Source organism: Nocardiopsis sp. KDC1DS13DA1, from assembly GCF_055632325.1.
Genome location: NZ_JBVMUY010000004.1, coordinates 317,270 through 343,922, shown reverse-complemented (window position 1 = coordinate 343,922; position 26,653 = coordinate 317,270). Strand labels below are relative to the sequence as shown.

General features: G+C 71.0%; 28 protein-coding genes and 1 pseudogene. 13 read left to right on the top strand and 16 right to left on the bottom strand.

The features are described from left to right. Positions 1 to 43: 43 nt before the first annotated feature. The gene (locus ACTVAJ_RS03410) at positions 44 to 1,345 is read right to left on the bottom strand and encodes an MFS transporter (RefSeq protein WP_470386530.1); all 1,302 of its coding nucleotides are present in this window, start codon (positions 1,343 to 1,345) and stop codon (positions 44 to 46) included. Positions 1,346 to 1,514: 169 nt separating this feature from the next. Here ACTVAJ_RS03410 and ACTVAJ_RS03405 point away from each other — a divergent pair, with 169 nt between their 5' ends. Both ACTVAJ_RS03405 and ACTVAJ_RS03400 read left to right on the top strand, forming a co-directional pair. Beyond that, a complete protein-coding gene (locus tag ACTVAJ_RS03405; RefSeq protein WP_470386529.1) occupies positions 1,515 to 3,044 on the top strand; it encodes a PucR family transcriptional regulator in 1,530 nt (509 codons plus the stop codon). A 70-nt stretch (positions 3,045 to 3,114) separates the two neighbouring features. Beyond that, positions 3,115 to 3,315, top strand: a complete 201-nt coding sequence (locus tag ACTVAJ_RS03400; protein WP_470386528.1) for a hypothetical protein — start codon at positions 3,115 to 3,117, stop codon at positions 3,313 to 3,315. 337 nt (positions 3,316 to 3,652) lie between these two features. On the opposite strand, the gene dop is transcribed toward ACTVAJ_RS03400, so the two are convergent. Then, on the bottom strand, positions 3,653 to 5,176 hold the full coding sequence (dop, locus tag ACTVAJ_RS03395) for a depupylase/deamidase Dop (RefSeq protein WP_470386527.1): 1,524 nt from the start codon (positions 5,174 to 5,176) through the stop codon (positions 3,653 to 3,655). A gap of 249 nt (positions 5,177 to 5,425) precedes the next feature. On the opposite strand from dop, the gene ACTVAJ_RS03390 reads away from it, so the two are divergent. Together ACTVAJ_RS03390 and ACTVAJ_RS03385 are read left to right on the top strand one after the other, a co-directional pair. Then, positions 5,426 to 6,202, top strand: coding sequence for an alpha/beta hydrolase (locus tag ACTVAJ_RS03390; protein WP_470386526.1), 777 nt, complete (start codon positions 5,426 to 5,428; stop codon positions 6,200 to 6,202). Between the two features lie 62 nt (positions 6,203 to 6,264). Beyond that, positions 6,265 to 7,059, top strand: a complete 795-nt coding sequence (locus ACTVAJ_RS03385) for a transposase family protein (protein ID WP_470386525.1) — start codon at positions 6,265 to 6,267, stop codon at positions 7,057 to 7,059. A gap of 19 nt (positions 7,060 to 7,078) precedes the next feature. Here ACTVAJ_RS03385 and ACTVAJ_RS03380 read toward each other — a convergent pair whose 3' ends face one another. From ACTVAJ_RS03380 to ACTVAJ_RS03360, 5 genes are all read right to left on the bottom strand, one after another. Beyond that, positions 7,079 to 8,149, bottom strand: a complete 1,071-nt coding sequence (locus ACTVAJ_RS03380) for a tyrosine-type recombinase/integrase (RefSeq protein ID WP_470386524.1) — start codon at positions 8,147 to 8,149, stop codon at positions 7,079 to 7,081. Next, on the bottom strand, positions 8,149 to 8,256 hold the full coding sequence (locus ACTVAJ_RS03375) for a hypothetical protein (RefSeq protein ID WP_470386603.1): 108 nt from the start codon (positions 8,254 to 8,256) through the stop codon (positions 8,149 to 8,151). The genes ACTVAJ_RS03380 and ACTVAJ_RS03375 overlap by 1 nt, the downstream gene beginning before the upstream one ends. A gap of 29 nt (positions 8,257 to 8,285) precedes the next feature. After that, entirely contained in the window at positions 8,286 to 8,486 is a 201-nt protein-coding gene (locus ACTVAJ_RS03370) for a hypothetical protein (protein ID WP_470386523.1), read from the bottom strand. Between the two features lie 26 nt (positions 8,487 to 8,512). After that, positions 8,513 to 8,869, bottom strand: coding sequence for a hypothetical protein (locus ACTVAJ_RS03365; protein WP_470386522.1), 357 nt, complete (start codon positions 8,867 to 8,869; stop codon positions 8,513 to 8,515). Between the two features lie 72 nt (positions 8,870 to 8,941). Next, positions 8,942 to 10,063, bottom strand: coding sequence for a lantibiotic dehydratase (locus ACTVAJ_RS03360; RefSeq protein WP_470386521.1), 1,122 nt, complete (start codon positions 10,061 to 10,063; stop codon positions 8,942 to 8,944). 26 nt (positions 10,064 to 10,089) lie between these two features. On the opposite strand from ACTVAJ_RS03360, the gene ACTVAJ_RS03355 reads away from it, so the two are divergent. Further along, positions 10,090 to 10,236: a DUF397 domain-containing protein gene (locus ACTVAJ_RS03355; protein WP_470386602.1), complete on the top strand. Its 147-nt coding sequence runs from the start codon at positions 10,090 to 10,092 to the stop codon at positions 10,234 to 10,236. A gap of 397 nt (positions 10,237 to 10,633) precedes the next feature. On the opposite strand, the gene ACTVAJ_RS03350 is transcribed toward ACTVAJ_RS03355, so the two are convergent. From ACTVAJ_RS03350 to ACTVAJ_RS03330, 5 genes are all read right to left on the bottom strand, one after another. After that, positions 10,634 to 11,017, bottom strand: coding sequence for a hypothetical protein (locus tag ACTVAJ_RS03350; RefSeq protein ID WP_470386520.1), 384 nt, complete (start codon positions 11,015 to 11,017; stop codon positions 10,634 to 10,636). Between the two features lie 229 nt (positions 11,018 to 11,246). After that, positions 11,247 to 11,603: a hypothetical protein gene (locus ACTVAJ_RS03345; RefSeq protein WP_470386519.1), complete on the bottom strand. Its 357-nt coding sequence runs from the start codon at positions 11,601 to 11,603 to the stop codon at positions 11,247 to 11,249. 622 nt (positions 11,604 to 12,225) lie between these two features. Then, positions 12,226 to 12,564, bottom strand: coding sequence for a divalent-cation tolerance protein CutA (gene cutA / locus ACTVAJ_RS03340; RefSeq protein ID WP_470386518.1), 339 nt, complete (start codon positions 12,562 to 12,564; stop codon positions 12,226 to 12,228). Between the two features lie 300 nt (positions 12,565 to 12,864). Beyond that, positions 12,865 to 14,634, bottom strand: coding sequence for a proteasome ATPase (gene arc / locus ACTVAJ_RS03335; RefSeq protein ID WP_470386517.1), 1,770 nt, complete (start codon positions 14,632 to 14,634; stop codon positions 12,865 to 12,867). Between the two features lie 318 nt (positions 14,635 to 14,952). Then, positions 14,953 to 15,912 carry a tRNA (adenine-N1)-methyltransferase gene (locus tag ACTVAJ_RS03330; protein ID WP_470386516.1) on the bottom strand — a complete coding sequence of 320 codons (960 nt, stop codon included), beginning with the start codon at positions 15,910 to 15,912 and terminating at the stop codon, positions 14,953 to 14,955. Positions 15,913 to 16,110: 198 nt separating this feature from the next. On the opposite strand from ACTVAJ_RS03330, the gene ppgK reads away from it, so the two are divergent. Continuing rightward, positions 16,111 to 16,878: a polyphosphate--glucose phosphotransferase gene (gene ppgK, locus ACTVAJ_RS03325; protein WP_470386515.1), complete on the top strand. Its 768-nt coding sequence runs from the start codon at positions 16,111 to 16,113 to the stop codon at positions 16,876 to 16,878. A 51-nt stretch (positions 16,879 to 16,929) separates the two neighbouring features. Here the strand turns inward: ppgK and ACTVAJ_RS03320 are convergent, their stop codons facing one another. Beyond that, a complete protein-coding gene (locus ACTVAJ_RS03320) occupies positions 16,930 to 17,340 on the bottom strand; it encodes a DUF2000 family protein (protein ID WP_470386514.1) in 411 nt (136 codons plus the stop codon). Between ACTVAJ_RS03320 and ACTVAJ_RS03315 the strand changes: the two are divergent. Beyond that, positions 17,249 to 17,887 (top strand): annotated as a pseudogene (locus ACTVAJ_RS03315) (AraC family ligand binding domain-containing protein); the annotation flags it as partial. The gene ACTVAJ_RS03320 and the pseudogene ACTVAJ_RS03315 overlap by 92 nt on opposite strands. A 260-nt stretch (positions 17,888 to 18,147) precedes the next feature. Then, a complete protein-coding gene (locus ACTVAJ_RS03310; RefSeq protein WP_470386513.1) occupies positions 18,148 to 18,351 on the top strand; it encodes a helix-turn-helix domain-containing protein in 204 nt (67 codons plus the stop codon). Between the two features lie 256 nt (positions 18,352 to 18,607). Here the strand turns inward: ACTVAJ_RS03310 and ACTVAJ_RS03305 are convergent, their stop codons facing one another. Beyond that, positions 18,608 to 19,012 carry a hypothetical protein gene (locus ACTVAJ_RS03305; RefSeq protein ID WP_470386512.1) on the bottom strand — a complete coding sequence of 135 codons (405 nt, stop codon included), beginning with the start codon at positions 19,010 to 19,012 and terminating at the stop codon, positions 18,608 to 18,610. A 161-nt stretch (positions 19,013 to 19,173) separates the two neighbouring features. Here ACTVAJ_RS03305 and ACTVAJ_RS03300 point away from each other — a divergent pair, with 161 nt between their 5' ends. Continuing rightward, positions 19,174 to 20,487 carry a helix-turn-helix domain-containing protein gene (locus ACTVAJ_RS03300; RefSeq protein ID WP_470386511.1) on the top strand — a complete coding sequence of 438 codons (1,314 nt, stop codon included), beginning with the start codon at positions 19,174 to 19,176 and terminating at the stop codon, positions 20,485 to 20,487. Positions 20,488 to 20,518: 31 nt separating this feature from the next. Further along, on the top strand, positions 20,519 to 20,992 hold the full coding sequence (locus tag ACTVAJ_RS03295; protein ID WP_470386510.1) for a hypothetical protein: 474 nt from the start codon (positions 20,519 to 20,521) through the stop codon (positions 20,990 to 20,992). 46 nt (positions 20,993 to 21,038) lie between these two features. On the opposite strand, the gene ACTVAJ_RS03290 is transcribed toward ACTVAJ_RS03295, so the two are convergent. After that, on the bottom strand, positions 21,039 to 22,103 hold the full coding sequence (locus ACTVAJ_RS03290; protein ID WP_470386601.1) for a site-2 protease family protein: 1,065 nt from the start codon (positions 22,101 to 22,103) through the stop codon (positions 21,039 to 21,041). A gap of 169 nt (positions 22,104 to 22,272) precedes the next feature. Here ACTVAJ_RS03290 and ACTVAJ_RS03285 point away from each other — a divergent pair, with 169 nt between their 5' ends. Continuing rightward, complete coding sequence (locus ACTVAJ_RS03285; protein WP_470386509.1) at positions 22,273 to 23,076, top strand: RecB family exonuclease; 804 nt, start codon at positions 22,273 to 22,275, stop codon at positions 23,074 to 23,076. Positions 23,077 to 23,228: 152 nt separating this feature from the next. Further along, positions 23,229 to 23,903: a response regulator gene (locus ACTVAJ_RS03280; RefSeq protein WP_470386508.1), complete on the top strand. Its 675-nt coding sequence runs from the start codon at positions 23,229 to 23,231 to the stop codon at positions 23,901 to 23,903. Between the two features lie 45 nt (positions 23,904 to 23,948). Here the strand turns inward: ACTVAJ_RS03280 and ACTVAJ_RS03275 are convergent, their stop codons facing one another. Beyond that, complete coding sequence (locus ACTVAJ_RS03275) at positions 23,949 to 24,896, bottom strand: GNAT family N-acetyltransferase (RefSeq protein WP_470386507.1); 948 nt, start codon at positions 24,894 to 24,896, stop codon at positions 23,949 to 23,951. A gap of 245 nt (positions 24,897 to 25,141) precedes the next feature. Between ACTVAJ_RS03275 and ACTVAJ_RS03270 the strand changes: the two genes are divergently transcribed. Further along, entirely contained in the window at positions 25,142 to 26,566 is a 1,425-nt protein-coding gene (locus tag ACTVAJ_RS03270) for a threonine/serine exporter family protein (RefSeq protein ID WP_470386506.1), read from the top strand. Positions 26,567 to 26,653 lie beyond the last annotated feature (87 nt).

Below are 26,653 nucleotides of genomic sequence, written 5' to 3'. Positions count from 1 at the left end.
GCCGGACCACCCGGTCCGGCGACGGTCGTGCGGGGTTCCGGGCTCAGGCCGCGAGGGCCTCGGCGTCGCTGTACCGCGGCGCCCGGGACAGGCAGGCGATACTCACCAGGGCCATGGCCGCCAACAGGGCGGCCACGGACAGGATGCTCCCGGTCAGGGCGAACAGCGCGGTGCAGACCAGCGGCGACAGACCGCCGAACAGCGCCCCGGCGACCTGGTAGGACACCGAGATGCCGGTGTAGCGCACGTGCGGCGGGTACATCTGCGCGAGCACACGCGCGATCGGCCCGTAGACCGCGGCCATCGCCACCCGCATCAGGCACAGCATCAGCACGATCAGCGCCGCGCTCCCCGTCCCCAGGACCAGGAACTGCGGCAGCGCCAGCACCGCCACCGCCGCCAGCCCGACCGTCACGATCCGGGCCGTGCCGAAGCGGTCACCCAGCCACGCCGTGACCAGCGTCGCGATCAGCTCCACGAACGCGGCCAGGGTCAGACCGTTGAGGATGAGCTGCTCACTGATACCCGCCTCGGTGACGCCGTAGGCCTGGAGGAAGGTCGTGACGACGTAGTAACCGCCCACGGCGACCGGCAGGATCCCGATACCCAGCAGCACCGTGCGCCAGGAGGTACGCAGGGTCTCGCGCAGCGGCAGCCCCTCGGGCTCGGCGGGCCGGTGCTCGCGCACCGCCTCGAACACCGGCGACTCCTCCACCTTGAGGCGGACCACCAGGCCGACCAGGACCAGCAGGCAGGAGGCCAGGAACGGCAGGCGCCAACCCCACGTGTAGAGCAGCTCGGGGTCCCAGGCGGTGATGAGGCCGAAGGACCCGGTCGCCAGGAGCGCACCCGCCGGGTTGCCGAGCTGCGCGAAGGACCCGTAGAAGGTCTTGCGCTCCTCGGGCGCGGACTCGACCGCCATGAGGACCGCGCCGCCCCACTCACCGCCCACCGCGATGCCCTGGACGAAACGCAGCACCACCAGCAGCAGCGGCGCGACGAACCCCACCTGCGCGTAGGTGGGCAGCAGCCCCACGCAGAACGTGGCCACACCCATCATCAGCAGCGTGGTCACCAGAGCCGACTTGCGCCCCAGCCGGTCACCGAAGTGCCCGAAGACCACACCGCCGAGCGGTCGTGCGAAGAACCCCACGGCGAAGGTCGCGAACGACGCCATCAGACCCACCAGGGGGTCGATGTCAGCGGGGAAGAACAGGGAACCGAAGACCAGGCCCGCCGCCGTGGCGTAGACGTAGAAGTCGAACCACTCGATCGTGGTCCCGACGAACGCGGCGGCGGCCGCGCGCGCCGGATGCGCGGCCGTGGGGGATGTCCGGTCGGTCATGGCGCCTCCGTCGTGGGTTCCTGGCCCGGGGCCGCCCTCTCGGGCTCCACCCCTGGCCAGGGCGGGTGTGTCAAGGAGACGGTAAACACTCCCCGCCCCCGCGTGCCGGGTCGTGGCGCACATGGCACCCTGTGACAAATGTGCGAGACGCACACCCCAGGAGGCAGCCATGACGATCACCGCCCGCGACATCACCGCGGACCCCGCCCTGGAGGTACGGGCGGTCGCCGGACACCGCGGACTCGACCGCCCCATCCGGTGGGCCCACGTCACCGAACTCCACGACCCCGTGCACTGGCTGCGCGGCGGCGAACTCGTCCTGACCGCGGGCATGGGCTTCGGCACCACCCCCGACCGACGACGCGCCTACCTGCGCCGCCTCCACCACGCCGGGTGCGTGGCCCTGGCCGTGGCCGTCGACGCCTGGACCAGCGGCGCCCCGACCGAGATCCTGGACGAGGGCGACCGCCTCGGCCTGCCCGTGCTCCTGGTGGAGGGCGAGACCCCCTTCATCGCCGTCGTCGAGACCGTGGCCGAACACCACGCCGCCGAACGCACCCGCGAACAGGACCGCGTCCTGGCCGCACAGGACGCCATGGCACGGGCCGCGCTGCGCACCGGCCCCTCCGGCGTCCTACGCGAACTCGCCACCGCCACCAGCGGCCACACCCTGCTGCTGGACCGCAACGGCATGACCACCGCCGCCGCACCGCGCACCGAGGCCCCCTGGCACACACGCGTCCGAACCGCCGTACTCGACCGCGCACGACACCCCCGGGGCATGACCGTCCTGGCCGACGGTGAGGCGTCGATCCTCCTCCAGACCCTGGGCGCCACCGGCCGGTCCCTGGGCTGGCTGGCCCTCCGCAGCCCCGCCCCGGTCTCCCCGCACACCCGCATGCTCGCCAACGACGCCGCCTCCCTGCTCGCCGTGGACCTCCTGCACTCGCGCCAGACCCGCAGGATCCGGCACCGCGAGCGCGCTCCGCTGCTGCGCGCCGCCCTCACCGGCACCCCCGGACTCCCGGCCGACCTGCTCACCCTGCCCGAACCACCCTGGGAGGTGGTGTACCTGCCCGCCGCCACCCCCGAGGCGCTGGCGGACCGCGCGGCCGACGCCCTGGCCGACGTCCTCGGCGACACCGACGCCGCGCACCGCGCCGGACTGTGCGCCGTCGACGGCGCCGTCGTCGCGGTCCTCCCCCGCTCCGCACCGCCCCGCCACGGCCAGCGCCTCTGGTCGGCGCTGCGCGACCCCTCCGGCGACCCCCCGGGCGCGGGCGCCTGCGGAGCACGCGGCCCCGCCGACCTGCCCTCGGCCGTCGGACGGGCGCGCCAGGCCGCCGCCGAGGGGTACCGGCACGTCGACGACACCGGAGCCTGGGAACTCCTGCGCTCGTCGGTCCCGCCCGAGGGCGCGCGCGCCTTCCGACAGGCGGTCCTGGGGGCGCTGGACGACCACGACACCCGCCACGGCACCGAACTCGTCCACACCCTGCGCCACTACCTGGACCAGGGCGCCCAGGTCGAGGCGACCGCGCGCGAACTGGGCGTGCACCGCAACACGCTGCGCGCGCGGCTGCGCGTCGCCGAACGGGTCACGGGGCGCTCCCTGGACGAGGCCCGCACCCGACTCGAACTGTGGACCGCCCTCAACCTCGAACCGCTGCCCTGCCGCGACGGCACCTGGCACACCTGAGACCGCGAACCGGCCGCCGCTCCCGGGGACGCGCTGGTGTCGGCGCACCCACCTCGGCTACCGTTCCACCATGCCCACGCGCGAGGAGACGACGATCGGCCCGTCCGGCATCTGCCGACGGGGCCGACACGAGTGGCGCCACGTCCCACCCGGCGGGAAACGCCTGGTGTGCGCACGCTGCCAGTCGATGTCGATGAACAACTACGGCCCGGCGTGCAGATCCGACTGCGCCGAGTGCCACCCGCGCGCCCTCGGCGCCGCCGAGGGCTGACCGTCCCCCGCCCCGGCCCGAACCGCGCGCGCCTGCACGGACGGACTCACCCCGTGCAGGCGCGCACCACGGCACACGGGTGGCCCGTCGTGCCCGGACCGCCCGTCCGGGCGACCGCCTCCAGGCGCGTAGCGCCCCGTTCGATCAGACGACAGGGCGCGCTCGGAGCACAGCCACTCCAGCGGCGTCGCGCCGACCTGTTCGCGGTGCCCCGGGGGACGGAGCAACGGCCGGAGTCGGCCGAGGGCACGTCGATCCCCATGTTCGAGCGCACCGGAACGCTCCCGGCGGGCGACCGCCACGAGGACGTCCCCGACCACGCCGAGGCCGCCCCGGATCAGCCTCGCCCGCCACCGCTGAGGACGGCGACCAGGTCGGCGGCCGTGGGCGCGTTGTCCAGCAGCGCGCCCACATGCTCCTTGGTGCCCCGGCGGGGCTCCAACGTGGGCACCCGCTGGAGCGAGTCGTACCCCGGCAGGTCGAAGATCACCGAGTCCCACGAGGCCGCCGCCACCTCGTCCGCGTACTTGGCCAGGCACCGGCCCCGGAAGTACGCCCGCGTGTCGTCCGGCGGCTCCGTGATCGCCCGCGTCACCTCGGGCTCCTCCAGCAACCGCTGCATCCGCCCGCGCGCCACGAGCCGGTTGTAGATGCCCTTGTCCGCACGCACGTCCGAGTACTGCAGATCCACCAGCTGGAGCCGCGGGTGCGACCAGTCCAGCCCGTCCCGGGACCGGTACCCCTCCAACACCTTGAGCTTGGCCACCCAGTCCAGCTCCGTGGCCAGGTCCATCGGGTCGTTGCCCAGACGGTTCAGCACCGACTCCCAGCGGTCCAGGACGTCGGCCGTGTCCGGGTCCACGTCCGTCCCGAACCGGTCCTCCACGTACTTGCGCGCCTGGTCCAGGTACTCCGCCTGCAGCTCCAGAGCCGTCATCCGCCGCCCGTCGCGCAGGCGCACCCGGTGCGTCAGCCCCGGGTCGTGCGAGATCGCCCGCAGATCGGCCACCGGGGTCTCCAGCGACAGGTCCACACTGATGAACCGGTCCTCCACCATCGCCAGCACCAGCGCCGTCGTCCCCAGCTTCAGGTACGTGGAGATCTCGCTCATGTTGGCGTCACCGATGATGACGTGCAGCCGCCGGTACCGGTCCGGGTCCGCGTGCGGCTCGTCCCGTGTGTTGATGATGGGACGCTTCAACGTCGTCTCCAGCCCCACCTCGACCTCGAAGAAGTCCGCGCGCTGGGAGAGCTGGAAACCCGTCCGCTGACCGTCCGCCCCGATACCGACCTTGCCCGCGCCGCACACCACCTGCCGCGACACGAAGAACGGGATCAGGTGGCGCACGATGTCACCGAACGGCGTCGACCGGTCCATCAGGTAGTTCTCGTGGCACCCGTAGGAGGCGCCCTTGTTGTCGGTGTTGTTCTTGTACAGCTGGATCGGGTCGATCCCCGGCGTCGCGCCCGCCCGGGCCGCCGCGTCCGCCATCACCCGCTCCCCGGCCTTGTCCCACAGCACCGCGTCACGCGGGTTGGTGACCTCGGGCGCCGAGTACTCGGGGTGGGCGTGGTCGACGTACAGCCGGGCGCCGTTGGTGAGGATGACGTTGGCCAACCCCAAGTCCTCGTCGGTGAGCTGCGTCGGGTCGGCCACCTCCCGCGCCAGGTCGAACCCGCGCGCGTCCCGCAGCGGGTTCTCCTCCTCGAAGTCCCACCGGGCGCGCCGCGCCCGCGCCGCCGAGGCGGCCAGGTAGGCGTTGACCACCTGGGTGGAGGTCACCATCGCGTTGGCCCCGGGGTTGCCTGGCACGGAGATCCCGTACTCGGTCTCGATACCCATAATCCGCCGCACACTCATGATGAGAGGTTATCCGCCAGGGCCCCGTCTTGAACGCTTCCACGCCAATTGTGGCCCAAGTGCCTTCTTCCCGGGCGTTTCACGCTCGGCGGCGCCGCTCTCCGGACCAGACCGCCCCGGCGCGCGGACCAGCGCACCGGAGTTCGCCCGGCCCGGAACGCGCGCCGGGGAGGCGGGATGTAGCGTCGTTCCCATGCTCACCAAGACGTCTGCCGTGGTCATCCGCGCCGCACACCGGAAGGTGTCCGCGTGAGGGGCCGCCGCGCGTTGCGCTGGATCGGCGTCGCGGCCGTGGTCACCGCGCTGGTCTGTGCCGTGGCCGCCGGCGGGTTCGTCGTGTGGGCCCAGGACTCCTTCCCCGCCGAGCCCGCACCGCTCGCCGACGCGGAGCGGACACCGAACGTGCGGGTGGAGGTCGGTGCGGACGCCACCGTCGTGGCTCCGGCCGACAGCCCGGCACGCGTGGGGGTGGTGTTCTACCCGGGGGCGCGGGTGGAGCCGGAGGCCTACGCGGCGGCCTGGGCGCCTGTCGTCGCGCGCAGCGGCGTACGCGTCGTCATCCCCGACATGCCGCTGAACCTGGCCCTGTTCGGCCAGGGACGCGCGGGGGAGCTGATCGGCGACGACGGCACCGTCGAGCGGTGGTACGTGGGCGGGCACTCCATGGGCGGGGCCATGGCCGCCTTCTACGCGGGAGGCGAACCGCGGGGGGCGCTGGCCGGTGTCATCCTGTGGGGGTCCTACGCCACCGAGGGAGCGGAGCTCGCCCAGCGCGAGGACCTGCGCGTGCTCTCGGTCTCCGGCGGGCGCGACGGCCTGTCCGACCCCGCCGACACCGCGGCGAACCGGCGGTACCTTCCCCCTGACGCCACCACCCCCACCATCTCCGGCATGAACCACGCCCAGTTCGGCGCCTACGGGCCCCAACCGGGCGACGGCGCGTCCGAGATCAGCGACGCCGAGGCCCACCGCGCGCTCGCCGAGGTGACCGCCGACTTCCTGGACGAGGCGAACGGCACGACCTAGATCGTTGATGGGGGTTTTCTGAACCTCCTGCGCCCATGGCGAAGGGCGTCGAGGATCGGTGTGTGAAGACTGACCTTGACGCCCTTCTGACCGCACTCTACGTCCACCTGGACGACCACGTCCTGCCTTCGCGTGAACAACCCGTCAAACGCGGCCCGAACCGGCTGCTCACCGACGCCGAACTCGTCTGCGTCGCGGTGGCCCAGGTCCTGCTGCGCCATGACTCCGAACGTCACTGGATGCGCGCCGCGCCCGCCCGTATCGGCCACCTGTTCCCCCGCCTGCCCGGCCAGTCCGAGTACAACCGTCACCTACGCGAGGCGGCCCCGGCCCTGCTCACGGCGGCGATGTGGCTGACCCGGGCCACCCCCGGGTGGTGGGACAGGCTGCGTTTGATGGACGGCACCCCGGTGCGCTGCGGCGCCTCCCGTGTCACCGTCAACCGCTCGGGCCTGGGCGAGATCGCCGGGTACGGCATGGACAAGTCCCACCACGCGTTCTACTGGGGTGCCAAGCTCATGCTCGTCACCACCGCTGACGGGGCCGTCGCCGCGTTCAGCCTGGCCCATCCCAAGGAACTGGACGAGCGCAAGCAGGCCTTGCACCTGGCCCACGTCCAGACCCTCGCGCCCGGCCCGTGCCCGATCGTGTGCGACAAGGGCTTCGCCGGAGCCGGGATCGAGGCGGTGATCTGGACGCTGAAGAACCAGCTCGGACTGGAGCGGCACAACGCCCGCACTACCGAAGGGCTGTGGGCCAGGGTGTGTCAGCGCATCTGCGCGCTCAACGCCGCGATCTGGCACAACTGGCTGATCGGTCCCCCGGTCAAGCGGTCGTTGATCGCTTACGACCACTGACCAGGACACCAAACCCCCATCAACGATCTAGCTGGGGGAGGGGCGTCTTGTCCCGGATGCACTGTGCCGCGAAGTCGTGCCGCAGCCAGTGGAAGACGAACTCCTCCGGTAGCTCCGCCGCTCCCACCCCGTCCCGGAAGCCCTCATAGTAGGTGGGCCGGTGGGGTTGGGGTGCCGACTTGCCCGGGCAGAGGAACCCGTCCTCGCCGATCGAGTACGCCTCGGCGTGGTTGATGATCTTCTCGTACAGGAAGTCGGCCACGGGAACCTCTCGGAACTCTTCCGGCTTCCGGTGCTTGAGGGGCGCCAGCGTGTTCGCCTTGAGCACCTGGCGGTTGATGCGCAGGACGTATCCCTCGTTTCCTTCGACCAACTGGTTCATGCGGACGGCCAGCGCTTCTCCGATGCGCATTCCTGCCGCGTGGCCGCAGTACACCGAGAGCTGCCACGGCCCGTGCAGGCGGCTTGCCAGGATGTCCGACTGTTCCAGAGTCGGGGAGACGAACACGCGCGATTCCACGTGGTCGGGCAGCGCCACGTTGACGCAGGGGCTGGTCTCGATCACCTTGCTCTCGCGCAGTTCAGCGAAGACCGCGGATACCGCGATGTAGATGGTCGCGACGGTGTTGGGGGCGAATCTACCTGCGCAGTGCTTGACCAGTGCCTTCACGTGCTCGCGGCTGACCTCGACCTCTCCCAGGTCTCCGAAGCGGACCCCGTCCACGTGGAAGTCGTACACGTGGTTGCGGAGGCTGTACCCGTAGTGGGCGGTCGTGCTCTCCGAGCCGGTCCGGTGGGCGAGGAAGGTTTCGACCGCTTCCTTGAAGGGGCGCTGCTTGCGGTTCGGGGCCTTGACGACCTCCTCAACGGCACGCGCACCCTCGACCTTCTTGGCCCAGCGATTGGCTGCGCCCCAGTGGTCTGCGTCGTACTCCTTCTTCTTCAAGGTCGCGGTCTGAAGACGCGATCCGCGGCCACCGTTACGCCAGTAGACGGTGACCGTGTGAGGGCACTTCGACCAGATCCGGTCACGCTTCCTCTTGTCGTTCACTCCGTTGGCGCACTCGCAGCGCTTGGCGACCGTTGCCATCAGAGCACGTTCCTGTTCAGGAAGTCCTCGACGTTGCGCTCACGGAAACGCAGGTGGCGGCCGACCTTGATACCTCTCAGCCCCCACTCGCGCCACCGGTCGTCGATGGTCTTCTTGGGAACGCTGAGGTAGGGGGCTACGTCGTCCGGAGTGAGGAGACGGTTGGAACCTCCAGGGGTGGTCCGGCCTTGGCCCAGCGGTCACTCTGGGAGGCGACCTCCTTGCGCACGACCTCGGACAGGTTGCGCCACAGGTGCCACCGGTCGGCGACCTGGATGGGATCGGGCAGGGTCCGGCGAACGGCTCCGGCGTAGGAGGCGGAGCCGTCGCGCACCACGACCTGGATCCCGGGCGCTCACGCGATCATGCCTCCAAGATGTCGCCTGTGCGATCGGGCAGGACGTCGATACAGGCGTTGGTCACCGCGTCGGTGAGCGCGGTGGCATACCGGCGGCCCTTGCGCAGCGCGAAGTCGTCCACCCTCAGCACGCGCGGCACCGGGCGTATCGGTAACGGCAGGCGCATCAAGGAGCGCAGCGCGGTGTTCCTGGAGATCCGTGTTGCCAGTGCCAACAGCAGTCGGGCGCCCACCTGTCCGGCGGTCTCACGCACCACCGCGCCGATCTGCGTGGCCAGGCAGGGCGTGCTGCCCTGGCACGCCAGGAGCAGCACACCGAATGCCTCGCCGACCACGAGACCGTATCCGCAGCCTAGAGACACGGCGGTACGCCTTGCCACTGTCCACGATCTCGGCGGTCATCGCGGCGATCGCCGCAGTCAACTCGCCCTGGTTTAGGCCGATACCAGGGTGAACTCGATATTTTTGCCCTCGGCTCGGCCGTACCTAGGGTCATCGTGACCGTCACCGATCGTGAACCATTGCCGTATACCGGAGCAGGAACGCACGTACAGGCCGTCCTCGGTGCTGAGAGTGAACCCCCCGTTCTCACCGGGGTTGGCGAACCATTGGCTGGATTCGTTCACTTGGTTGAGGCAGATCCCGCCTTGGGCTGCCTGCCAGAACATGTAGTTGTCCCAGTAGGGTTTGGTCTGCTCGATGACGTAGCCGTCGCCTTGCTGATGGAAGATGACGGCCTTCCCGTGACTTCCACGCTCTTCGGGCAACCTGAGCCATTCCCAGCGGTTGGAGATTTCTGCCTCAATACCCGCTCCTGCGTGGATCAGGTAGTAGGGCCTGCCCGTCTCAATGCCGTGGTAAGCCATGCTCAACTCTCCAGAAGAACCAACAGTACCTTTGATGCTACACAGAGTGACCGTCCTGCGTGTGAGGTTTCGAGAATCATCCAGAAGCCCACACCGGACATCCCCTCTTGCACAAGCCCCGCTCGGCCGACCGGCCGGGGCGTCCTGTGCGGGCAGATCCGCCAAGGTCAACCGCCACCGGCTGGTGGCCAGGAGCGACCGGCCGCGCGGCACCTGGGGCAGGTAGGGCAACTCGCGGGCAGGACCCCAGTCGAGTTCCAGGAAGGGGGTCAGCGACCCGCGTGCGACATTGACGAGGAACTGGGCCATCACGGGAGGTTGCTTCTCCAACGCCAGGGCGTGGAACGCGGCGGGTTCGACCACCCTGTTCTTCCACACCAGGTACAGGCGCCCCCAGTCCGCGGTGACCGCCAACTCACCCAAGGGGATCGTCGTGCCGACGCCGGGGTGTTCGCCCAGGGGGATGGTGTGGTCGGTGAAACGGGGGACGCGCCCAACGTTATGGGCGTGTGGGTAGGCGGGTGTGGATGCCACCTGGACGGGCAACCCGCCGGATACCGACGCGGGCAGGGACGCGAACACCCGCCCCAGCGGCGTGTTGGGGGCGGCGAACCGGCCGGTGAACACCCGTAGAGTTCGAGAAGAGACTACCGAGCACCGTGGCCTGAGAATCCGGAAACTCGGCTCCACCGAAGCCGGTACATGCCAGAGCCTCCATCACACCCGGCACGAAACACTGCGTGGAGGTCGCGGAGGGGGCGGTCACGGGCATTCGGGACACCCAGAACCGCGAGCTGGGGCACCTCGACGTGCCCGCCCACGAGTGGGCCGCGCTCCTGACCTCGGTGCGCACCACCCGCTGACGTCGCCGGACAACAGCAAACCGACCCCCGCCAGACCAGTTGGCGGGAGCCGGTTCCATGTCGCGACCTCTCCAGAGTAACCGCACCCGCACCCTGGACCCGTGACCGAAGCCGGACAGGGTCAACGCCCCGTCAGATGCTCGCACCACCGGCTCACCTGAGCGAACCCGGGCCGCCGACAGGGCCCCAACGAAACCGGACCTGGGCCAGGCGCTGCCACTTCGTGAGCTTGTGAAGTTACACCACGCGAAGGAACATCCCCACCACTTTGGTAGGACCACCACCGGGCCGCCGGGGTTCCGTGAGTTCAGGTGGCGTTACCGGCAGGGCGCCGTCCGACCGTCCGCCGTCGGAGCCGGTGCCCTCCGGCCCGTGGCCGCCTCTCGGTACTCGACCTCTACCTTGTGACCTGCTGCGTGGTGATCTCATGCCCGTCGTCCTCGGGCTGCGCCTGGTTCTGTGCCTGCCCCTGCGTGTTGTCCAGGTCGTTGACGTTGACGTTGGTGTTGTCCACGTCCAAGTGATTGTGGACATGGACGTTGACGACGGGCCGGGGGTCCTGGTGGGGCCGGCCCCCGCCATTGCCGCAGCCAGAGCCGTGGTGGCCCGCACCCGCGCTCGACGAGACACAGAACTCGCCCGCGCCGTGCGGCCCCGAGCCGCTCCCCGTCGCGTCGTAGTGGGTGTCGGCAGCGGCCACAGCGGCGATCGACAGTGGACCAAGGGCCAGCGCCGGAGCGGCGAAACCGGTGATGATGACGCGGGTGAGGGCCTTCTTCATCTGGGATTCCTTTCGGTCGCGGGACGGTTTGCCTCGCGCGCCCCGCTGAGCTTGTGGAACGGAACGGACAAGGGGCCACCCGGATCCGGGTGGCCCCTCACAGCACCTCCGGCGTTGGTCGGTCATGGACACCACACACCGGCGGCTAGAGCCGACGACGGCCGCCCTGTGCCGCGTGCTCTGTTCGACCCCCTGGTATCCACTGACAGCCGGTTGCCGGACACCAGCGCTAGCGCGGCCTGGACGACCCCTCCTCATGCTCCTGCTCCTGTTCCTGCTCCTGCTCCTGCTCCTGTTCCTGCTCCTGTTCCTGCTCCTGCTCCTGCTCCTGTTCCTGCTCCTGTTCCTGTTCCTGCTCCTGATCCTGGTGCTGCCCCTGCACGTTGGTGAGTTCGTTGACGTTGATGTTGGTGCTCCCGACCTCGATGGTCTTGTCCTTCAACACGTTGTCCTTGATCGAGAGCTCGTTCTTCTTCGGGGGCTTGTGGTCGTAGTCGTAGTCGGCCAACGCAATGGACGGAGCGGTGAGGGCCACGGCCGGAACGACGAAACCAGCGACGAGAACTCGAGCGAAGGTCTTCTTCATCTGAACTGCCCCTTTCGTTGACGGTGCGGAACGTCCGCACCTGGTCTGCCCGCGCTGATCCGGCCGCCTACTGGCCGAAGACAGCCTTACCGTGCGTTCTGTCGGGCACGGGATCAACTCTGCGCGCAGCAGTGCCTGCTGGTGGCACCTCACACTTCACCGCACATCGAAATGTCACGCAACGAGTCTGTTTCGTTACCGACAGTATTGTATTCACTACTTTTCCGCATGGCACTAGATAGAACTTCTCGAAGACATGAGGAAAAGTGGACGACAGGCACGCCGAATCAGTGGCAAAAAAGTCGGAAAACCACGCTGTCATGGGAACGTGAAACTTGATACATCCTCATCGGTTGGCCAAGTATCCGTCCGTTGTGGAACCACGGGGGACGGCTCCTGGCCTATCAGCGAGAACGCGTGGGTCCCGCCAAGGACTCACGTCAGTGCTCGACCGACTCGCCCCCACCACCGCAGCCTGCCCGAGGTCACCGGTGTGCTGGGACTGGCCCGCTGCGTGGTCGAGGACGGCTGGCCGCTGCGCCGGGCCGCCGAACGCTTCCAGACCAGCCCCACCACCGCTCAACTGCGGCCCTCCGGCCTCCCGCGTGCCTAACCTCTCAGGTCAGTACACCCAGGTCCGGTCGGGAGCCGTGGTGGTCCCGATCCACCGCAGGTAGTCCGGGGAGCCTCCCACGATCGCGGTCGCGACGACCTCCGGGTTCGTCCACGGGTGGTGCTCAATCAGGTGTGCCTGAATCTGCGGGTACCGGTCGGCGCGCGCTTTCAGGAGGAGCTGCCACTCCTGGCCGGTACCAAACTCGCCCAGGTGCCAGACCACCGAGGTCACCGGCCCTACGATCTGCGCACCCGCCGCGAGTTTGGCCGTTACGAGGGATTTCGCCAGTTCCACCGCCTGCTCGCGGGTCTCGGTCGCAGTGGACACCTGGAGGTGGTCGGTCATGGAGGGGTCAGTTCTGTCGCTGGTGTTCCCCGGGGAGCATAGACCAGCGGACACCGGACGTGAGGGGCCCGCTCAACTTCGAGGAGCTCACCGGATTCCTGCCGAATCCTGGGACCACCTCAACCCTTGGTGGCTACTTTCGGTGATCATCACGAGGTTGTGGGGGCCAGCTCGTCAGCCCACACGGGCCCCCACAAAGTGTTAACACCCTGCTAACACGGGGCCCGGAGACAACCGGGACGCGAAGGGGCCGACCGGAACATCCGGTCGGCCCCGCCACACGTCCCGGGGGACGCGTTGTTACAGGTACTGGCCCGTGTTGGCCACCGTGTCGATGCTGCGCCCGGCGTCGGCGCCCTTCTTCCCGGTCACCAGGGTGCGGATGTAGACGATCCGCTCACCCTTCTTACCGGAGATCCGGGCCCAGTCATCGGGGTTGGTGGTGTTGGGCAGGTCCTCGTTCTCGCTGAACTCGTCGACGCAGGCCTGCATCAGGTGCGACACCCGGATGCCCTTGGACTGGTTGTCGATGAAGTCCTTGATGGCCATCTTCTTGGCCCGCGAGACGATGTTCTCGATCATCGCGCCGGAGTTGAAGTCCTTGAAGTACAGGACCTCCTTGTCCCCGTTGGCGTAGGTGACCTCCAGGAACCGGTTCTCCTCGCCCTCGGTGTACATCCGCTCCACGACCCGCTGGATCATCGCGTCCACCGTGGCCCTGGCCGAACCACCGTGCTCGGCCGTGTCCTCGTCGTGCAGGGGCAGGTCCGGAGTGATGTACTTGCCGAAGATGTCGCGGGCCGCCTCCGCGTCCGGCCGCTCGATCTTGATCTTGACGTCCAGTCGGCCGGGCCGCAGGATCGCCGGGTCGATCATGTCCTCCCGGTTGGAGGCACCGATGACGATGACGTTCTCCAGGCCCTCGACACCGTCGATCTCACTCAGCAGCTGGGGCACGATCGTGTTCTCCACGTCGGAGGACACACCCGAACCGCGCGTCCGGAAGATCGAGTCCATCTCGTCGAAGAACACGATCACCGGCGTGCCCTCGGAGGCCTTCTCCCTCGCACGCTGGAAGACCAGGCGGATGTGCCGCTCGGTCTCACCCACGTACTTGTTGAGCAGCTCCGGGCCCTTGATGTTGAGGAAGAAACTCTTACCGACGTCACGGCCGGTCCGCTCGGCCACCTGTTTGGCCAGCGAGTTGGCCACCGCCTTGGCGATGAGCGTCTTGCCGCACCCGGGAGGACCGTACAGCAGCACGCCCTTGGGCGGGCGCAGCTGGTGCTCGTAGAACAGGTCCTTGTGCAGGTAGGGCAGCTCGACCGCGTCGCGGATCATCTCGATCTGCCCCGACAGGCCGCCGATGTCGGTGTAGGCGATGTCCGGGACCTCCTCGAGGATGAGCTCCTCGACCTCGGACTTGGGTATCCGCTCGTACACGTACCCCGACCGCGGCTCCAGCAGCAGCGAGTCCCCCGGCCGCACCGGTTCGTCGCGCAGCGGGTCCGCCAACCGAACGATCCGCTCCTCGTCGTGGTGCGAGATCACCAGCGCCCGTTCGCCGTCCTCCAACAGCTCCTTGAGCATGACGACCTCGCCGACGGTCTCGAAGGACTCCACCTCGACGACGTTGAACGCCTCGTTGAGCATGACCTCCTGACCCGGACGCAACGCGTCCAGATCCACCGAGGGGCTCACGTTGACCCGCATCTTGCGGCCGTTGGTGAAGATCTCGACGGTCTCGTCCTCACGCGACCCCAGGTAGACGCCGAACCCGGACGGCGGCTGGGCCAGTCGGTCGACCTCCTCCTTCAGGGCGACGATCTGTTCCCGGGCCTCCTTGAGCGTGGAGACGAGTCGTTCGTTCTGCCCGTTGGCCGCGGCGAGGTTGGCCTGTGCCTCCCTCAACCGCTCCTCAAGCAGGCGTACATGTCGGGGCGAATCGGCGAGCTTACGCCGAACCACGCTGAGTTCCTTTTCCATGTAGGAGACCTGAGCCGTGAGTTCAGCGACTTCACGGTCCCGGTCGCTCTGACGCTCGTCGTCGCGCTCGGCCACGTCCGCCACCTCCCTATGAGAAGGACGACTACTCGGGAGCCTACCTACCCCTGCCCATTTCCTAACCTCCCACGTTCGGGGAGTGTCGAAGACCTCATTTATCGACCTTGCGTATCAGCAGGTCACAGTGGTAGCGGATGACCCGACGTAATGAGAAAGTAACCTCCGAGTCGACCGCGGACCACGGCTCCGCCACCGCGCCGGGGGCTCCCGGCCCACGTCACCGGGCCCGCCGGAACCCCCCGGAACACGAACGGGCCCGCCCGCGCGCCCCGTGGACGCGCGGGCGGGCCCGCGACCAACCGGTGCCGCACGGCACCGGTCCGCTCAGTCCTGCGTCGACTCCCCGGCCTCCCGCGCCGGGGCGGACCCGGCCGCGTCGGCACCCGGCTCCGCCCCGGGCGTCCGCCCGGCCGCCCGGGCCGCCTCGTAGTCCTTGCCGTAGGCGCCCTTGGCCGGACGGCGGCGCCGCTCGGGCGCCTCCGCGCCGTCGGCCAGGCGACGCGCCGTCACCAGGAACCCGGTGTGACCGATCATCCGGTGGTCCGGACGCACCGCCAGCCCCTCCACGTGCCAGGTGCGCAGCATGGTCTCCCACGACCGCGGCTCGTAGAACCGGGGATCCTCACGCAGCTCCTCCACCACCCGGGAGAGCTGCGTGGTGGTGGCCACGTAGCAGCACACCAGGCCGCCCGGGATCAGTGCCCGCGCCACCGCGTCCAGGCACTCCCACGGCGCCAGCATGTCCAGGAAGACCCGGTCCACGTCCGTCTCGTCCAACGACTCGACCAGGTCGCCGACGGTCAGCCGCCACGCCGGGTGCGGCCCCCCGTGGAACCGCTCGACGTTCTTGCGGGCGATCTCGGCGAAGTCGGCGCGGCGCTCGTAGGAGTGCACCATGCCGTGCTCGCCGACCGCGCGCAGCAGCCAGTTCGACATGGCGCCCGACCCGGCCCCGGCCTCGACCACCCGGGCCCCCGGGAAGATGTCCGCCTCCACCAGCACCTGCGCGGCGTCCTTGGGGTAGACGATCGTCGCCCCCCGCTTCATCGACAGCGTGTAGTCGATCAGCAGCGGACGCAGCGCCACGTACGCCGTACCGGTGTTGGACCGCACCACACTGCCCTCGGGCTGCCCGATGAGGTCGGCGTGGTCGACCTTGCCCTTGTGCGAGTGGAAGGCGCCACCCTCGGTCAGCGTGATCGTGTGCATGCGACCCTTGGGGTCGGTCAACTGCACGGTGTCGCCGTCGGTGAAGGGGCCGCGGCGGCCATGGATACCGGTCAACGTCGCTCTCGTCTTCCCACGTCGCGTTTGGTCGGGCAGTCGCCCAGAGTATCGGCCCCCCGGGACCGCCCCGACCACGCGAGCGCCCCGCCCGACCCGCCCGGGACTTCCGGTCCGCCCGCCCCACACGGCAGTATCGGCGGAGCGGGCCCGCACGGCGGCCCGCCACGACCACGGCACCACAGGAGACCACGACCCATGTCACAGCCGAACATCGGCTTGGGAATCGACATCGGCGGCAGCGGCATCAAGGGAGCGCCCGTCGACCTGACGACCGGCGAGTTCACCGCCGAACGCCTGAAGCTGCCCACCCCCGACCCCTCCGACCCCGAACACGTCGCCGAGGTCGTGGGCGAGATCGTCTCCCACTTCCCGGAGGCCGCCGACGGCCCCCTCGGCGTCACCTTCCCCGGCATCGTCCAGAACGGGGTGGTGCGCACCGCCGCCAACCTGGACGGCGACTGGGTCGGCACCGACGCCCGAGCCCTGTTCTCCACGGCCACCGGACGGCCGGCGGGCATCCTCAACGACGCCGACGCCGCCGCCGTCGCCGAGGCCCGCTTCGGCGCCGCGCGCAACGTCCCCGGCGTGGTCCTGCTGACCACCCTGGGCACCGGGATCGGCACCGCCCTCATCGTCGACGGCCGCCTGGTGCCCAACACCGAGTTCGGCCACCTGGAGATCGACGGCGAGGACGCCGAGACCCGCGCCTCCTCGGCCGCGCGCAAACGCGACGACCTGACCTACGAGGAGTGGGCGCAGCAGCGGCTCCAGCGGTACTACCGGGTGGTCGAGGACCTGCTGTGGCCGGACCTGATCGTGGTCGGCGGCGGGGTCAGCCGCAAGGCCGACCGGTTCCTGCCGCTGCTGGACCTGCGCACCCCGATCGTCCCGGCCACCCTCCTCAACACGGCGGGGATCGTCGGCGCGGCCCTGGCCGCCGCCGACGGCCACGGCACGCCCTGACCCTCGTCCGCCCGGGCCGCGCGGCGGCCCCGCACGGCCCGGGAGACACGGTCACGGATGCAGCCGCAACCCCCTCACCACCTTGTCCACGGCGCCGCGGGGACCGTAGACGGCCACGCCCGCCAGGTCCAGCCCGTCGGTGGGCAGCGCACGCACCACCGCCCGGTTGTCGTCGTCGTTGCCGGTCCTGAACAGTCCGTCCGTGTACAGGGCCGTGGCCAGGTCCCGCGAGCGCGCCCGGTCGAGCGTACGCGCCAACGTACGCGCGTCGGCGGCGAAGACCATGACGGGCTCACGGAACATCGGCAGGTAGGTCCGCCCCGAGGCGTCCTCGTACGGCTCCCCCCTCACCCCCGGGCGGGCACCGGCGATGCCGCTGCTGAGGAACGCGGTCACGTTGAGCTTCTGCCACACGGCCAGGTCCTCACGGACGGCCACGGCGATCTTGGTGTCCACACGCATACCCCCGACGATCACGGACGGCGGGGCGGGGGTCTTGAACGCTCGTGCGCCCTCCCGTCACCCACCACCGCCCGTGGGCCGCTCCGCGGACAAGCGGGACACCCTCAACCGACACCTGAAGGCGCAGCACCCCCACCCGTCACCCACCACCGCCCGGGGGGACCATGGACCCGTGACCGAGGACTGGACCCGATACTGGCGCTCTCCCGACCGACCGCTGGAGGCCATGCACGCCCACTTCACCCGCCACGCCTACCACCGGCACAGCCACGACACCTACTCCTTCGGCGTGACCGAGTCCGGCCTCCAGGCCTTCCGCTGCCGCGGCGACGCGCACACCAGCACAGCCGGAATGGTCCTCGCCCTCAACCCCGACGACCCCCACGACGGGCACGCTGGCGCCGCACCGGGATTCACCTACCGCATCGTCCACGTCGGCCCCGACCTGGTGCGCTCGGCACTCTCCGACGCCACCGACAGCCCCGGTCCGCTTCCCCTCTTCCCCGAACCCGTGATGGACGCCCCCGACCTGGCCGCGGCGCTACGCCGCCTCCACACCGCCCTCACCGACGGCGCGCCCCGCCTGGACACCGACGAGGCCCTCCACGGCGCCGTGCTCTCGATGGTCCGGCGCGGAGCGACGGCCCCGCCGGACACACCCCCGGTCTCCGGCGCCGACGCCCGCCGGGTGGCCCGACACGTACGCTCCATCCTGCACGAACGCCTCACCGAGGACCTGGGCGCCGACGACCTGGCCGCGGCGGTCGGACACAGCCGCTACACCGCGCCTTCCGCGCCGTGGCGGGCATGGCGCCCGGCGACTACCGGCGCCAGCTCCGCCTCAGAAGGGCCAGGGCGCTCATCGCCTCCGGAGCGTCCCTGGCCGAGGCCGCCGCGCACACGGGCTTCGCCGACCAGAGCCACCTGACCCGGTGGTTCACCCGCTGCTACGGCGTGACCCCCGGCGTCTACCGCGCCGCGCGCGGCCACACCGTCCGGACCGGTCCCTGAGCACCGACGGCCAGCCGGTGCCCGATCCGAGACCGGGCACCGGAGCCGGGAGGCTCCACTCACCGAAAGGGACGGAGGGGCGGTGAGCAGCCGAGCGCCCCGGCCTTCTCAGGCCGTACGGGGGTAAGCGGGTGGGGCAGGGCAGGGCCCCGTGCAGAGGGAGACTGGGTTTCGGGGAAGCCCAGACCCCACCCGCTCACCGGGCGCGGCCATGGCACACGCCCGCAGAAGCGCGGGGAACGACCCCCGCGCGTGTTCAGGATTCGCCCACCGACGCCGCCAGCGCACCCGCGATCCGCCGCGCGGCCTCGGAGGTCCGGGCGACCGGTGAGAGCGGAACACCCGCCAGCGCCGACGTCACGCCCTCCTGGAGCGGCCAGCGCATCCACCACCACAGACCGCCGCGATGCGGGCGCAGCAACGCGCGCTGCGGACGCGAGGCCGGGCCCGCCTCGACGGAGCCGAACACACCGTCCTCACGCGCCTCCACCCCCCGCGAACGCAGCTCCGCGGCCAACCCGCGCAGAGCACGGCCGACCGGATCCACCCGACCACCCGCCTCGGGCGCCGGAGCGGCTCCGGCGGACGCGGGTCCGACGCCGCCCACGCGCCCGTACGCGGCCAGACTCGGGCTACCCGCCGATGGGGTCTCAACGGTCACAGGGCCTCCCTCCCAGGTAGTCCGGCATGCACCGGCGACCTACGACCTCTGCCACTCTGCCGTATCCGGAGAGTCACCGAGCGCACCTATGCGTATCCCGCATGCCCTCTTCTTTCTGGCACATAGCCCCCGAGCACCGCGCGAATCCCTAACCTAGGCTCATGCTCCAACCAGACGGCGATCTCCCACCCGACCTGTGGACCCGACCGCGCATCGCGGCCGCACTGGCCACCTGCGACATGCCGACGGTCATCGAGGGCGTGCGCGAGGCACGCGGATGGTCGCAGGGCGACCTCGCCCGCGCGGTCGACTACTCCCAGAGCTGGGTCTCACGCGTGGTCAACGGCCAACAGTCCCTCACCGTCACACAGGTCCAGGACCTCGCCCGCCGCCTGGAGGTCCCCCTGCACCTGATCCGCTTCGCCGACACCCCGCCGCGGGACGGCCCCGCACCGAAGGGAGTGGACGGTACGAGACGCCGCGACTTCGGACGCGCAGTCGCCGCCGGCACCCTCATCACGACCGTGCCCCACCCCCCGGGCCGGGACGGCGGCCAGCACCCCGTCAACGAGACCACCGCCCCCGCACTGCGGTCGATCACCGGCGGACAGCGCCGCATGGACGCCATCTCCTCCGCCCGCCACCTCCTGCCCAGCGCGGTGGCGCACGTGCATCTGTCCGAGCACATGCTCACGAACGCGCGCGGCACCCCCTTCTTCACCGAACTCAGCGCCGCCGCCAGCGAAGCCCGCGGATTCGCCGGCTGGCTCCACGCCGACCAGGGCGACATGGGCTCCGCGCGCATGCACTACCGCACCGCGGTCGTCCGCGCCCGCCAGGCGGGCATGCGCCTGCTCGACGTCTACATGCTCGGCTCCCTCGCCGCCTTCGAGATCGACACCGCAGAGGACCCCGAACTCGGCCTCGGACTCGTCCGCGAGGCCGAACAGGTCCTCGGACCCGCCGCCCACCCCACCGCCCGCGCCTGGCTCAACTGCGTGGCCGCCCTCGCCCACGCGGGCACCGGTGACGCCCACGCCTCCGCCCACGCCCTCGGCCAGGCCGACCGCGAGGTCTCCCGCCCCGGCAACAGCGACCCGCCCTGGCCCTGGGTGTTCGCCTTCGACGAGGCCAAGGTCGCCGGCTACCGCGCCCTCGTCGGCGTGCGCCTGCGCCGACCGCACGACGCCCGCGCCGCCTTCGCCGAGGCCTTCACCCCCACCTCGTCCAGCGCCAAACAGTCCGCCGTCCTCCAGGTCGAACTCGCCTCCGCCCACGCCGAGGCCGGAGACGTCGACGAGGCCTTCCGGCTCGCCCAGGACGCGCTCACCACAGGCGTGCGCTTCGACTCCGAACGCGTCATCGGCCGCGTCCGCTCCTTCCGCCGCCGCTACCGGGGCCTGCGCGCGAACTGCGTCGACGCACTCGACGCCCGACTCGCCTCACTCGTGACCGGTCTGCCCACCGCTGGGTAGATAGGCGCACAACGACCAGCAGGGAGGTTTCGTGATCCGTATCGGCATCACCGGACACCGAGCACTGCCCCCCGACGTCAGCGAACGCGTCGCCGACCTCATCACCGCCCACCTGGAACCCCACGGCTGCGCGATGACCGGCGTCACCTGCCTGGCCGACGGCGCCGACACCCTCTTCGCCGAAGCCGTCGTCGCCGCGGGCGCCCCCCTGGAGGTGATCGTCCCCGCCCTGGGCTACCGCGCGGCCCTGCCCGCCGAACACCACCGCACCTACGACCGCCTCCTGGGCCGAGCCGTCCTCGTCCGCACCCTCCCCAACACCGCCTCCACCCCCCGGGCGCACATGGCGGCGGGCAGGGAACTGGTCGACCGATGCGACCAGCTCATCGCCGTCTGGGACGGACAACCCGCCCGGGGCCCCGGCGGCACGGCCGACGTCGTGGCCTACGCCCGCGAACGCATGCGCCCCGTCTTCGTCCTGTGGCCCCGGGGCGCCCACCGCTAGGCGGTGTCCGCCCCGGACCTCCCCGGACGGGGAACGTACCCGCCCCTCAGCCCTCACCCGTCATCGCCGCGTTGACGTCCACGGCCCGCAACACCCCGAACACGCCCCCGTCCTCACCCACCACCAGGTACTCGGGCAGCGGATGACCCGTCAGGACGCCGAGCAGCTCCTCACCCTCCAGTCCCACCGGCACCACCGCATGCCGGGTCACCGCCCGCGACACACTCGACACCGGAACCCACGCCCGGCGGCCCTGCCCGATCGCCTCGGCCGCGGCCGGATGCACGATCGACACCGGAACACCCCCGGCGTCCACCACCACGATCGCCTCAGCGCCCGACTCCCCCGCCCGACGCTCGGCCTCCGCCAACGGCGTGTCCGCCAGCACCGTCACCGCCGGCCGCGCCAACGTCCGCGCCCGCAACCCCGGCACCCGTTCACGCATCCGGGCACCCGACAGCGCCTCCGTCGAGCCCATCCACATGAAACCGCCCAGTACCAGGCCCCACACGATCGCCCACGGGCTGGGCGGGCCCCCGGCCGACCACGCGAACAGGAACGGCAGGGCCACGACCACCAGGGCCAGCACCCGGCCGCCCCACGCCGCCACCACACTGCCCGTGAACGCCCGCCCCGTCACCTTCCACACGCCCGCACGCAGCAGCCGCCCACCGTCCAACGGCAGCCCCGGCAACAGGTTGAACACCCCCACCAGCAGGTTCGCCACCCACAACTGGAACAGCAGCTCCCCCGTCACACTGAACGGATCGGCCACCGACGCCAACACGTACGCCCCCGCCGCCAGCACCAGCGACAGCAGGGGCCCCGCGAACGCGATCCAGAACTCCCGCCCCGGCGTGGGCGCCTCACGCTCGATCTCCGAGACCCCGCCCAACACGTACAGCACGATGCGCCGCACGGGTAGCCCGAACCCCCGGGCCACCACCGAATGCGCCAACTCGTGCACCAGCACCGACGCGTACAGCAGGATCGCGAACACGAACGCCAGCAGGTACGCCGTCGGCCCCAACGCCAGCCGGTTCTGCACGATCCCGCCGTAGACCAGCGTGATCAGCACCGCCACGATCACCCACGAGGAGGTCACGTACACCGGGACGCCGAAGGGACGGCCCAGCAGGAGCCCCGGCTTCCCGGAACGCCCGCCGGCAGCGGGCCTGGAATCGTCGTTGCCATTGGTCACGACCCCAGACTAGGCCGTGCCGCACGAACCGGACGTCCGACCGCCCCCGCGCGCTCCCCCTCTCTCGTAGTCTCGAACCATGACCACCGTGCCGCTCCCGTCCGCCCTCTCCCCCTCACGGGCCGCCGACTTCCTCCAGTGCCCGCTGCTGTTCCGGTTCCGCACGATCGACAGACTCCCCGAACCCCCCAGCTCCGCCGCCCTGCGCGGCACCCTGGTCCACGCCTGCCTGGAACGCCTCTACGAACTCCCCGCCGAGACCCGCACCCCCCGCACCGCCGTCAGCCTCGTCGACCCCCAGTGGGAACAGCTGCGCGCCACACGGCCCGAGGTCGACGACCTCTTCGCCGACGACACCGCACGCGACACGTGGCTGGAGTCCGCCCGCGCACTCGTCACCCGCTACTTCGACCTGGAGAACCCCACCGCCCTCGAACCCCGCGACCGCGAGATGCGCCTGGACGTCGCCCTGCCCACCGGTCTGCGCCTGCGCGGCTACGTCGACCGCCTCGACGTCGCCCCCGACGGGCAGATCAGGATCGTCGACTACAAGACCGGCAAGTCGCCCCACCCCCGCTTCGAGGACAAGGCCCGGTTCCAGATCTTCTTCTACGCCGTCATGATCTGGCGCGACCTCGGCGTCGTCCCCGCCCGCCTCCAACTCGTCTACCTCGGCGGCGACGGCGCCGTCCGCTGGTACGACCCCACCGAGGACGAACTCCGCGCCGCCGAGGCGGAGATCGGCCAGATCTGGGAGCGGATCGAGGAGGCCGGACGCACCGGCGTGTGGCAGCCCAAGCGCAGCAAACTCTGCGGCTGGTGCGAACACCAGGCGATCTGCCCCGAGTTCGGCGGCACCCCGCCACCCCTGCCCACGCGCTGAGCGGAGTCCTCCCGGGCCTCCGCCGCACCCCGGCCCGCCCGCCGCCCGAGCAGCCGCTCCCCGGCGGGACGGGCACACGCCGCGGACGCCTCCGCACCGGTACCCGCGCGGCCCGGACCCCGCGGCACCCCGCCTACGGCACAATCGAGCCCGTGCCCGTCTCAGTGCTGCTCGTCGACGACCAACCGCTCGTGCGCGCCGGATTCCGGATGATCCTGGAGTCCGCCGACCACCTCTCCGTCGTGGGTGAGGCCTCCGACGGCCGCGAGGCCCTCGACGCCGCCCGCCGCCTCCTCCCCGACATCGTCCTCATGGACGTGCGCATGCCCGGCATGGACGGCATCGAGGCCACCGGCCGGATCACCTCCTGGGCCGAGCAGCGCGGACACCGCGTACGCGTGCTGGCCCTGACCACGTTCGACCTCGACGAGTACGCCGTGGGCGTCCTGCGCGCGGGCGCCGCCGGATTCCTGCTCAAGGACACCCCGCCCGCCGAACTCCTCGCCGCCGTCGACGTCGTCGCCGACGGCGGGGCCGTCGTCACCCCCGCCGTGCTCGAACGGCTCCTGCGCCGTTGGGCACCCCACCTCCCCGCCGCACCCGGCACCGCCCCAGCGCACGACGACCCCCTCACCGCACGCGAACGCGAGGTCCTGCGCCTGGTCGCCCGCGGCTGGTCCAACGCCGAGATCGCCGCCCACCTGGTCCTGGGCGAGACCACCGTGAAGTCGCACGTACGCAGCCTGCTCGCCAAGCTGGGACTGCGCGACCGCGTCCAGGCGGTCGTCCACGCCTACGAGACCGGACTGGTCCGCCCCGGGGAGTAGGCGGTGTTCTCCGGGCGCGCAGGAGGGCCGGGCCCCCGCCGCGCCTCAGCCCCCGGTACTGATCAGCGGCGCGTCCCGCGACAGCTCCCGGAACCCGACGCCGCGGTACAGCCCGCGCGCCGCGGGATGCCCCGGCGCCCCCAGGCAGGCGACCGTCGCGTGGACGGCCCCGGCCGCCCGCGCCAGACGCATCCCGTGCAGGAGCATCGCCCGTGCCACCCCCCGGCGCCGGTGGTCCGGATGCGTCCCGACCGGCTCGAACTCGACGGTCCGGTTCGCCTCGTCGAGCCACATGATGGTCGAGGACGCCATCGTCCCGTCCCGCGCCTCCACCAGGATGTGCAGGTCGCCGCGGTACCCCGCCGCCCGCCGGACGCCCTGGTAGTCCCCGGCCGTGTACACCGTGGGGGCCCAGGCGTCCCGATGGGCCCGGACCGCGGCCTCCGGCCCGGCCTCGTCGGCGGTACGGAACCGGAACCCGTCCGGCAGTACCGGCCGCTCCACGTCGGTGAGGTCCCGCTCGTTGAGTTGGATCCAGTACCCGGTGTCGCCGAGCGAGGCCGGGTCGGTCACGTAACCGTGCGCCGCCCACCGCTCCAGGGCGAACCCGTCGGCGGCGCTCGGGACCGCCGTCCGCACGGCGCCCGCCGCCGTACCGTCGTACCAGTCGATCACCTCGTCGACCAGCCCGGCGTGGTCGGGGTGGACCTGGTGCACCAGATCGGCGTCGGTGACGAGCTTCACCGACCCGTCGCCGCGCCGCACCCGGCGCGGAAGCCGGGCCCAGCCCCACGCCACCAGGTCCCCGCCGGAGAACCACAGCCGGCGCCGCCAGGCGGCGCCCTGGTCGGCCTGCCCCCTGCCCCAGGTCCAGGCCAGCTCACCGAACGTCGCGTCGCCGTTCACCAGGTCCGGTCGGGCGGCGGTGACGCGCTGCGCCAGCCCCTGCATGAGCCGCACGTCCGCGGCGGTCACCAGCTCCGAGTTCGCCATGGGGCGCCATACTGTCAGGGCGGCGTCGAGCCGTCGACCCGTTTTCCGGGCCGCGCCGGGCGGCACCGGGCACGGCGCGTCGCTGTCGGCCGCCCCCGCACCCTGGAAGGATGATCCGGTGACCGACCTCACCGGCGCGAACCTCCCGGACAGGCGAACCCCGGACCGTCCGGCGACGTCTCCTGTGCGTTGGAACGACGCGCCGGCCACGACGTGACCAGGCGGAACGCGAGGGGAGGACTGACATGCCCAGCAAGCGAGAGCGCACCGTGGCACCCAGTGAGGACCGCCTGCTGAGCAGGATGCGCGACTGGCGGGCGGCCCACGAGCACGAACTCGCCCCCGACGGTCTGGACGAGGAGGCGCAACTCCCCGACGCACGGGCCATCGACACCGTGCTGCGCGTCGGGGAGCTCATGCTCGCCAGCGGTGAGGGCACCGAGGCCGTCAGCGAGGCCATGCTCAGCCTCTCCGTCGCCTTCGACCTGCCGCGCGCGGAGGTGTCGGTCACCTTCACCACCATCACCCTCTCCACCCACCCCGGAGGCGACCAGCCCCCGGTCACCGGCGAACGCGTCGTCCGCCGCCGCACCCTCGACTACTTCCGCGTCGGTGAACTGCACACGCTCGTGCAGGAGGCCGCGCTCGGCCTGCTGGACCTGGAGGAGGCCGCCACCCGCCTCGACCGGATCCGCCGCGCCCGCATGCCCTACCCCAACTGGATGATCGCGGTCGGCTTCGGCCTCATCGCCTCCAGCGCCAGTGTGATGATGGGCGGCGGCCTCATCGTGGCGGCCGCGGCCTTCCTCGCCACCGTCCTGGGCGACCGCACCGCGGTCTTCCTGGCCCGGCGCGGTGTCGCGGAGTTCTACCAGATGGCGGCCGCCGCCGTGGTGGCCGCCACCATCGGCCTCGCACTGCTGTGGATCAGCTCCGAACTGGACCTGGGGCTCCGGGCCAGCGCGATCATCACCGGAAACATCATGGCCCTGCTGCCGGGACGCCCCCTGGTGTCCAGCCTCCAGGACGGCATCAGCGGCTTCTACGTGTCCGCGGCCGCCCGGCTCCTGGAGACCTTCTTCATCCTGGGCGCGATCGTGTCGGGCGTGGCCGCGGTCGCCTACACCGCCATCCGCCTGGGCGTGAACATCAACCTGGACTCGCTGCCGTCGGCGGGCACCTCCCTGGAGGTACCGGTGCTCCTGGGCGCCGCGGGCATCGCGATGGCCTTCGCGATCTCCCTGGCGGTCCCTCCCCGGCTGCTCCCCGCCATCGGCCTCCTGGGCGTACTGATCTGGGTGATCTACGCCGGCCTGCGCGCCACCCTGGAGGTCCCCCCCGTCGTGGGCACCGTCGCGGGCGCGGTCGCCGTGGGCGTCCTGGGCCACTGGCTCGCACGGCGCACCCGCAGACCGGTCCTGCCCTACCTCATTCCCGCCATCGCCCCCCTGCTGCCCGGCAGCATCCTGTACCGGGGGCTGATCCAGATCACCCAGGGAACGGTGGTCTCGGGCCTGCTCAGCATCGTCGAGGCGGTCATGGTCGGCCTCGCCCTGGGCGCCGGGGTCAACCTCGGCGGCGAGCTCGTCCGGGCCTTCCAGCACGGCGGCCTGGCCGGAGCGGGCATGCGCGGCCGTCCCGCGGCCCGCAGGACACGCGGAGGGTACTGAGCACCGAATCTGTCCGCAGTCGGCCAGAACCTCCACGCGACCAGCGGGTATCTCACAGTCAGAGCACGAGGTCGAGAAGGTTTCGCC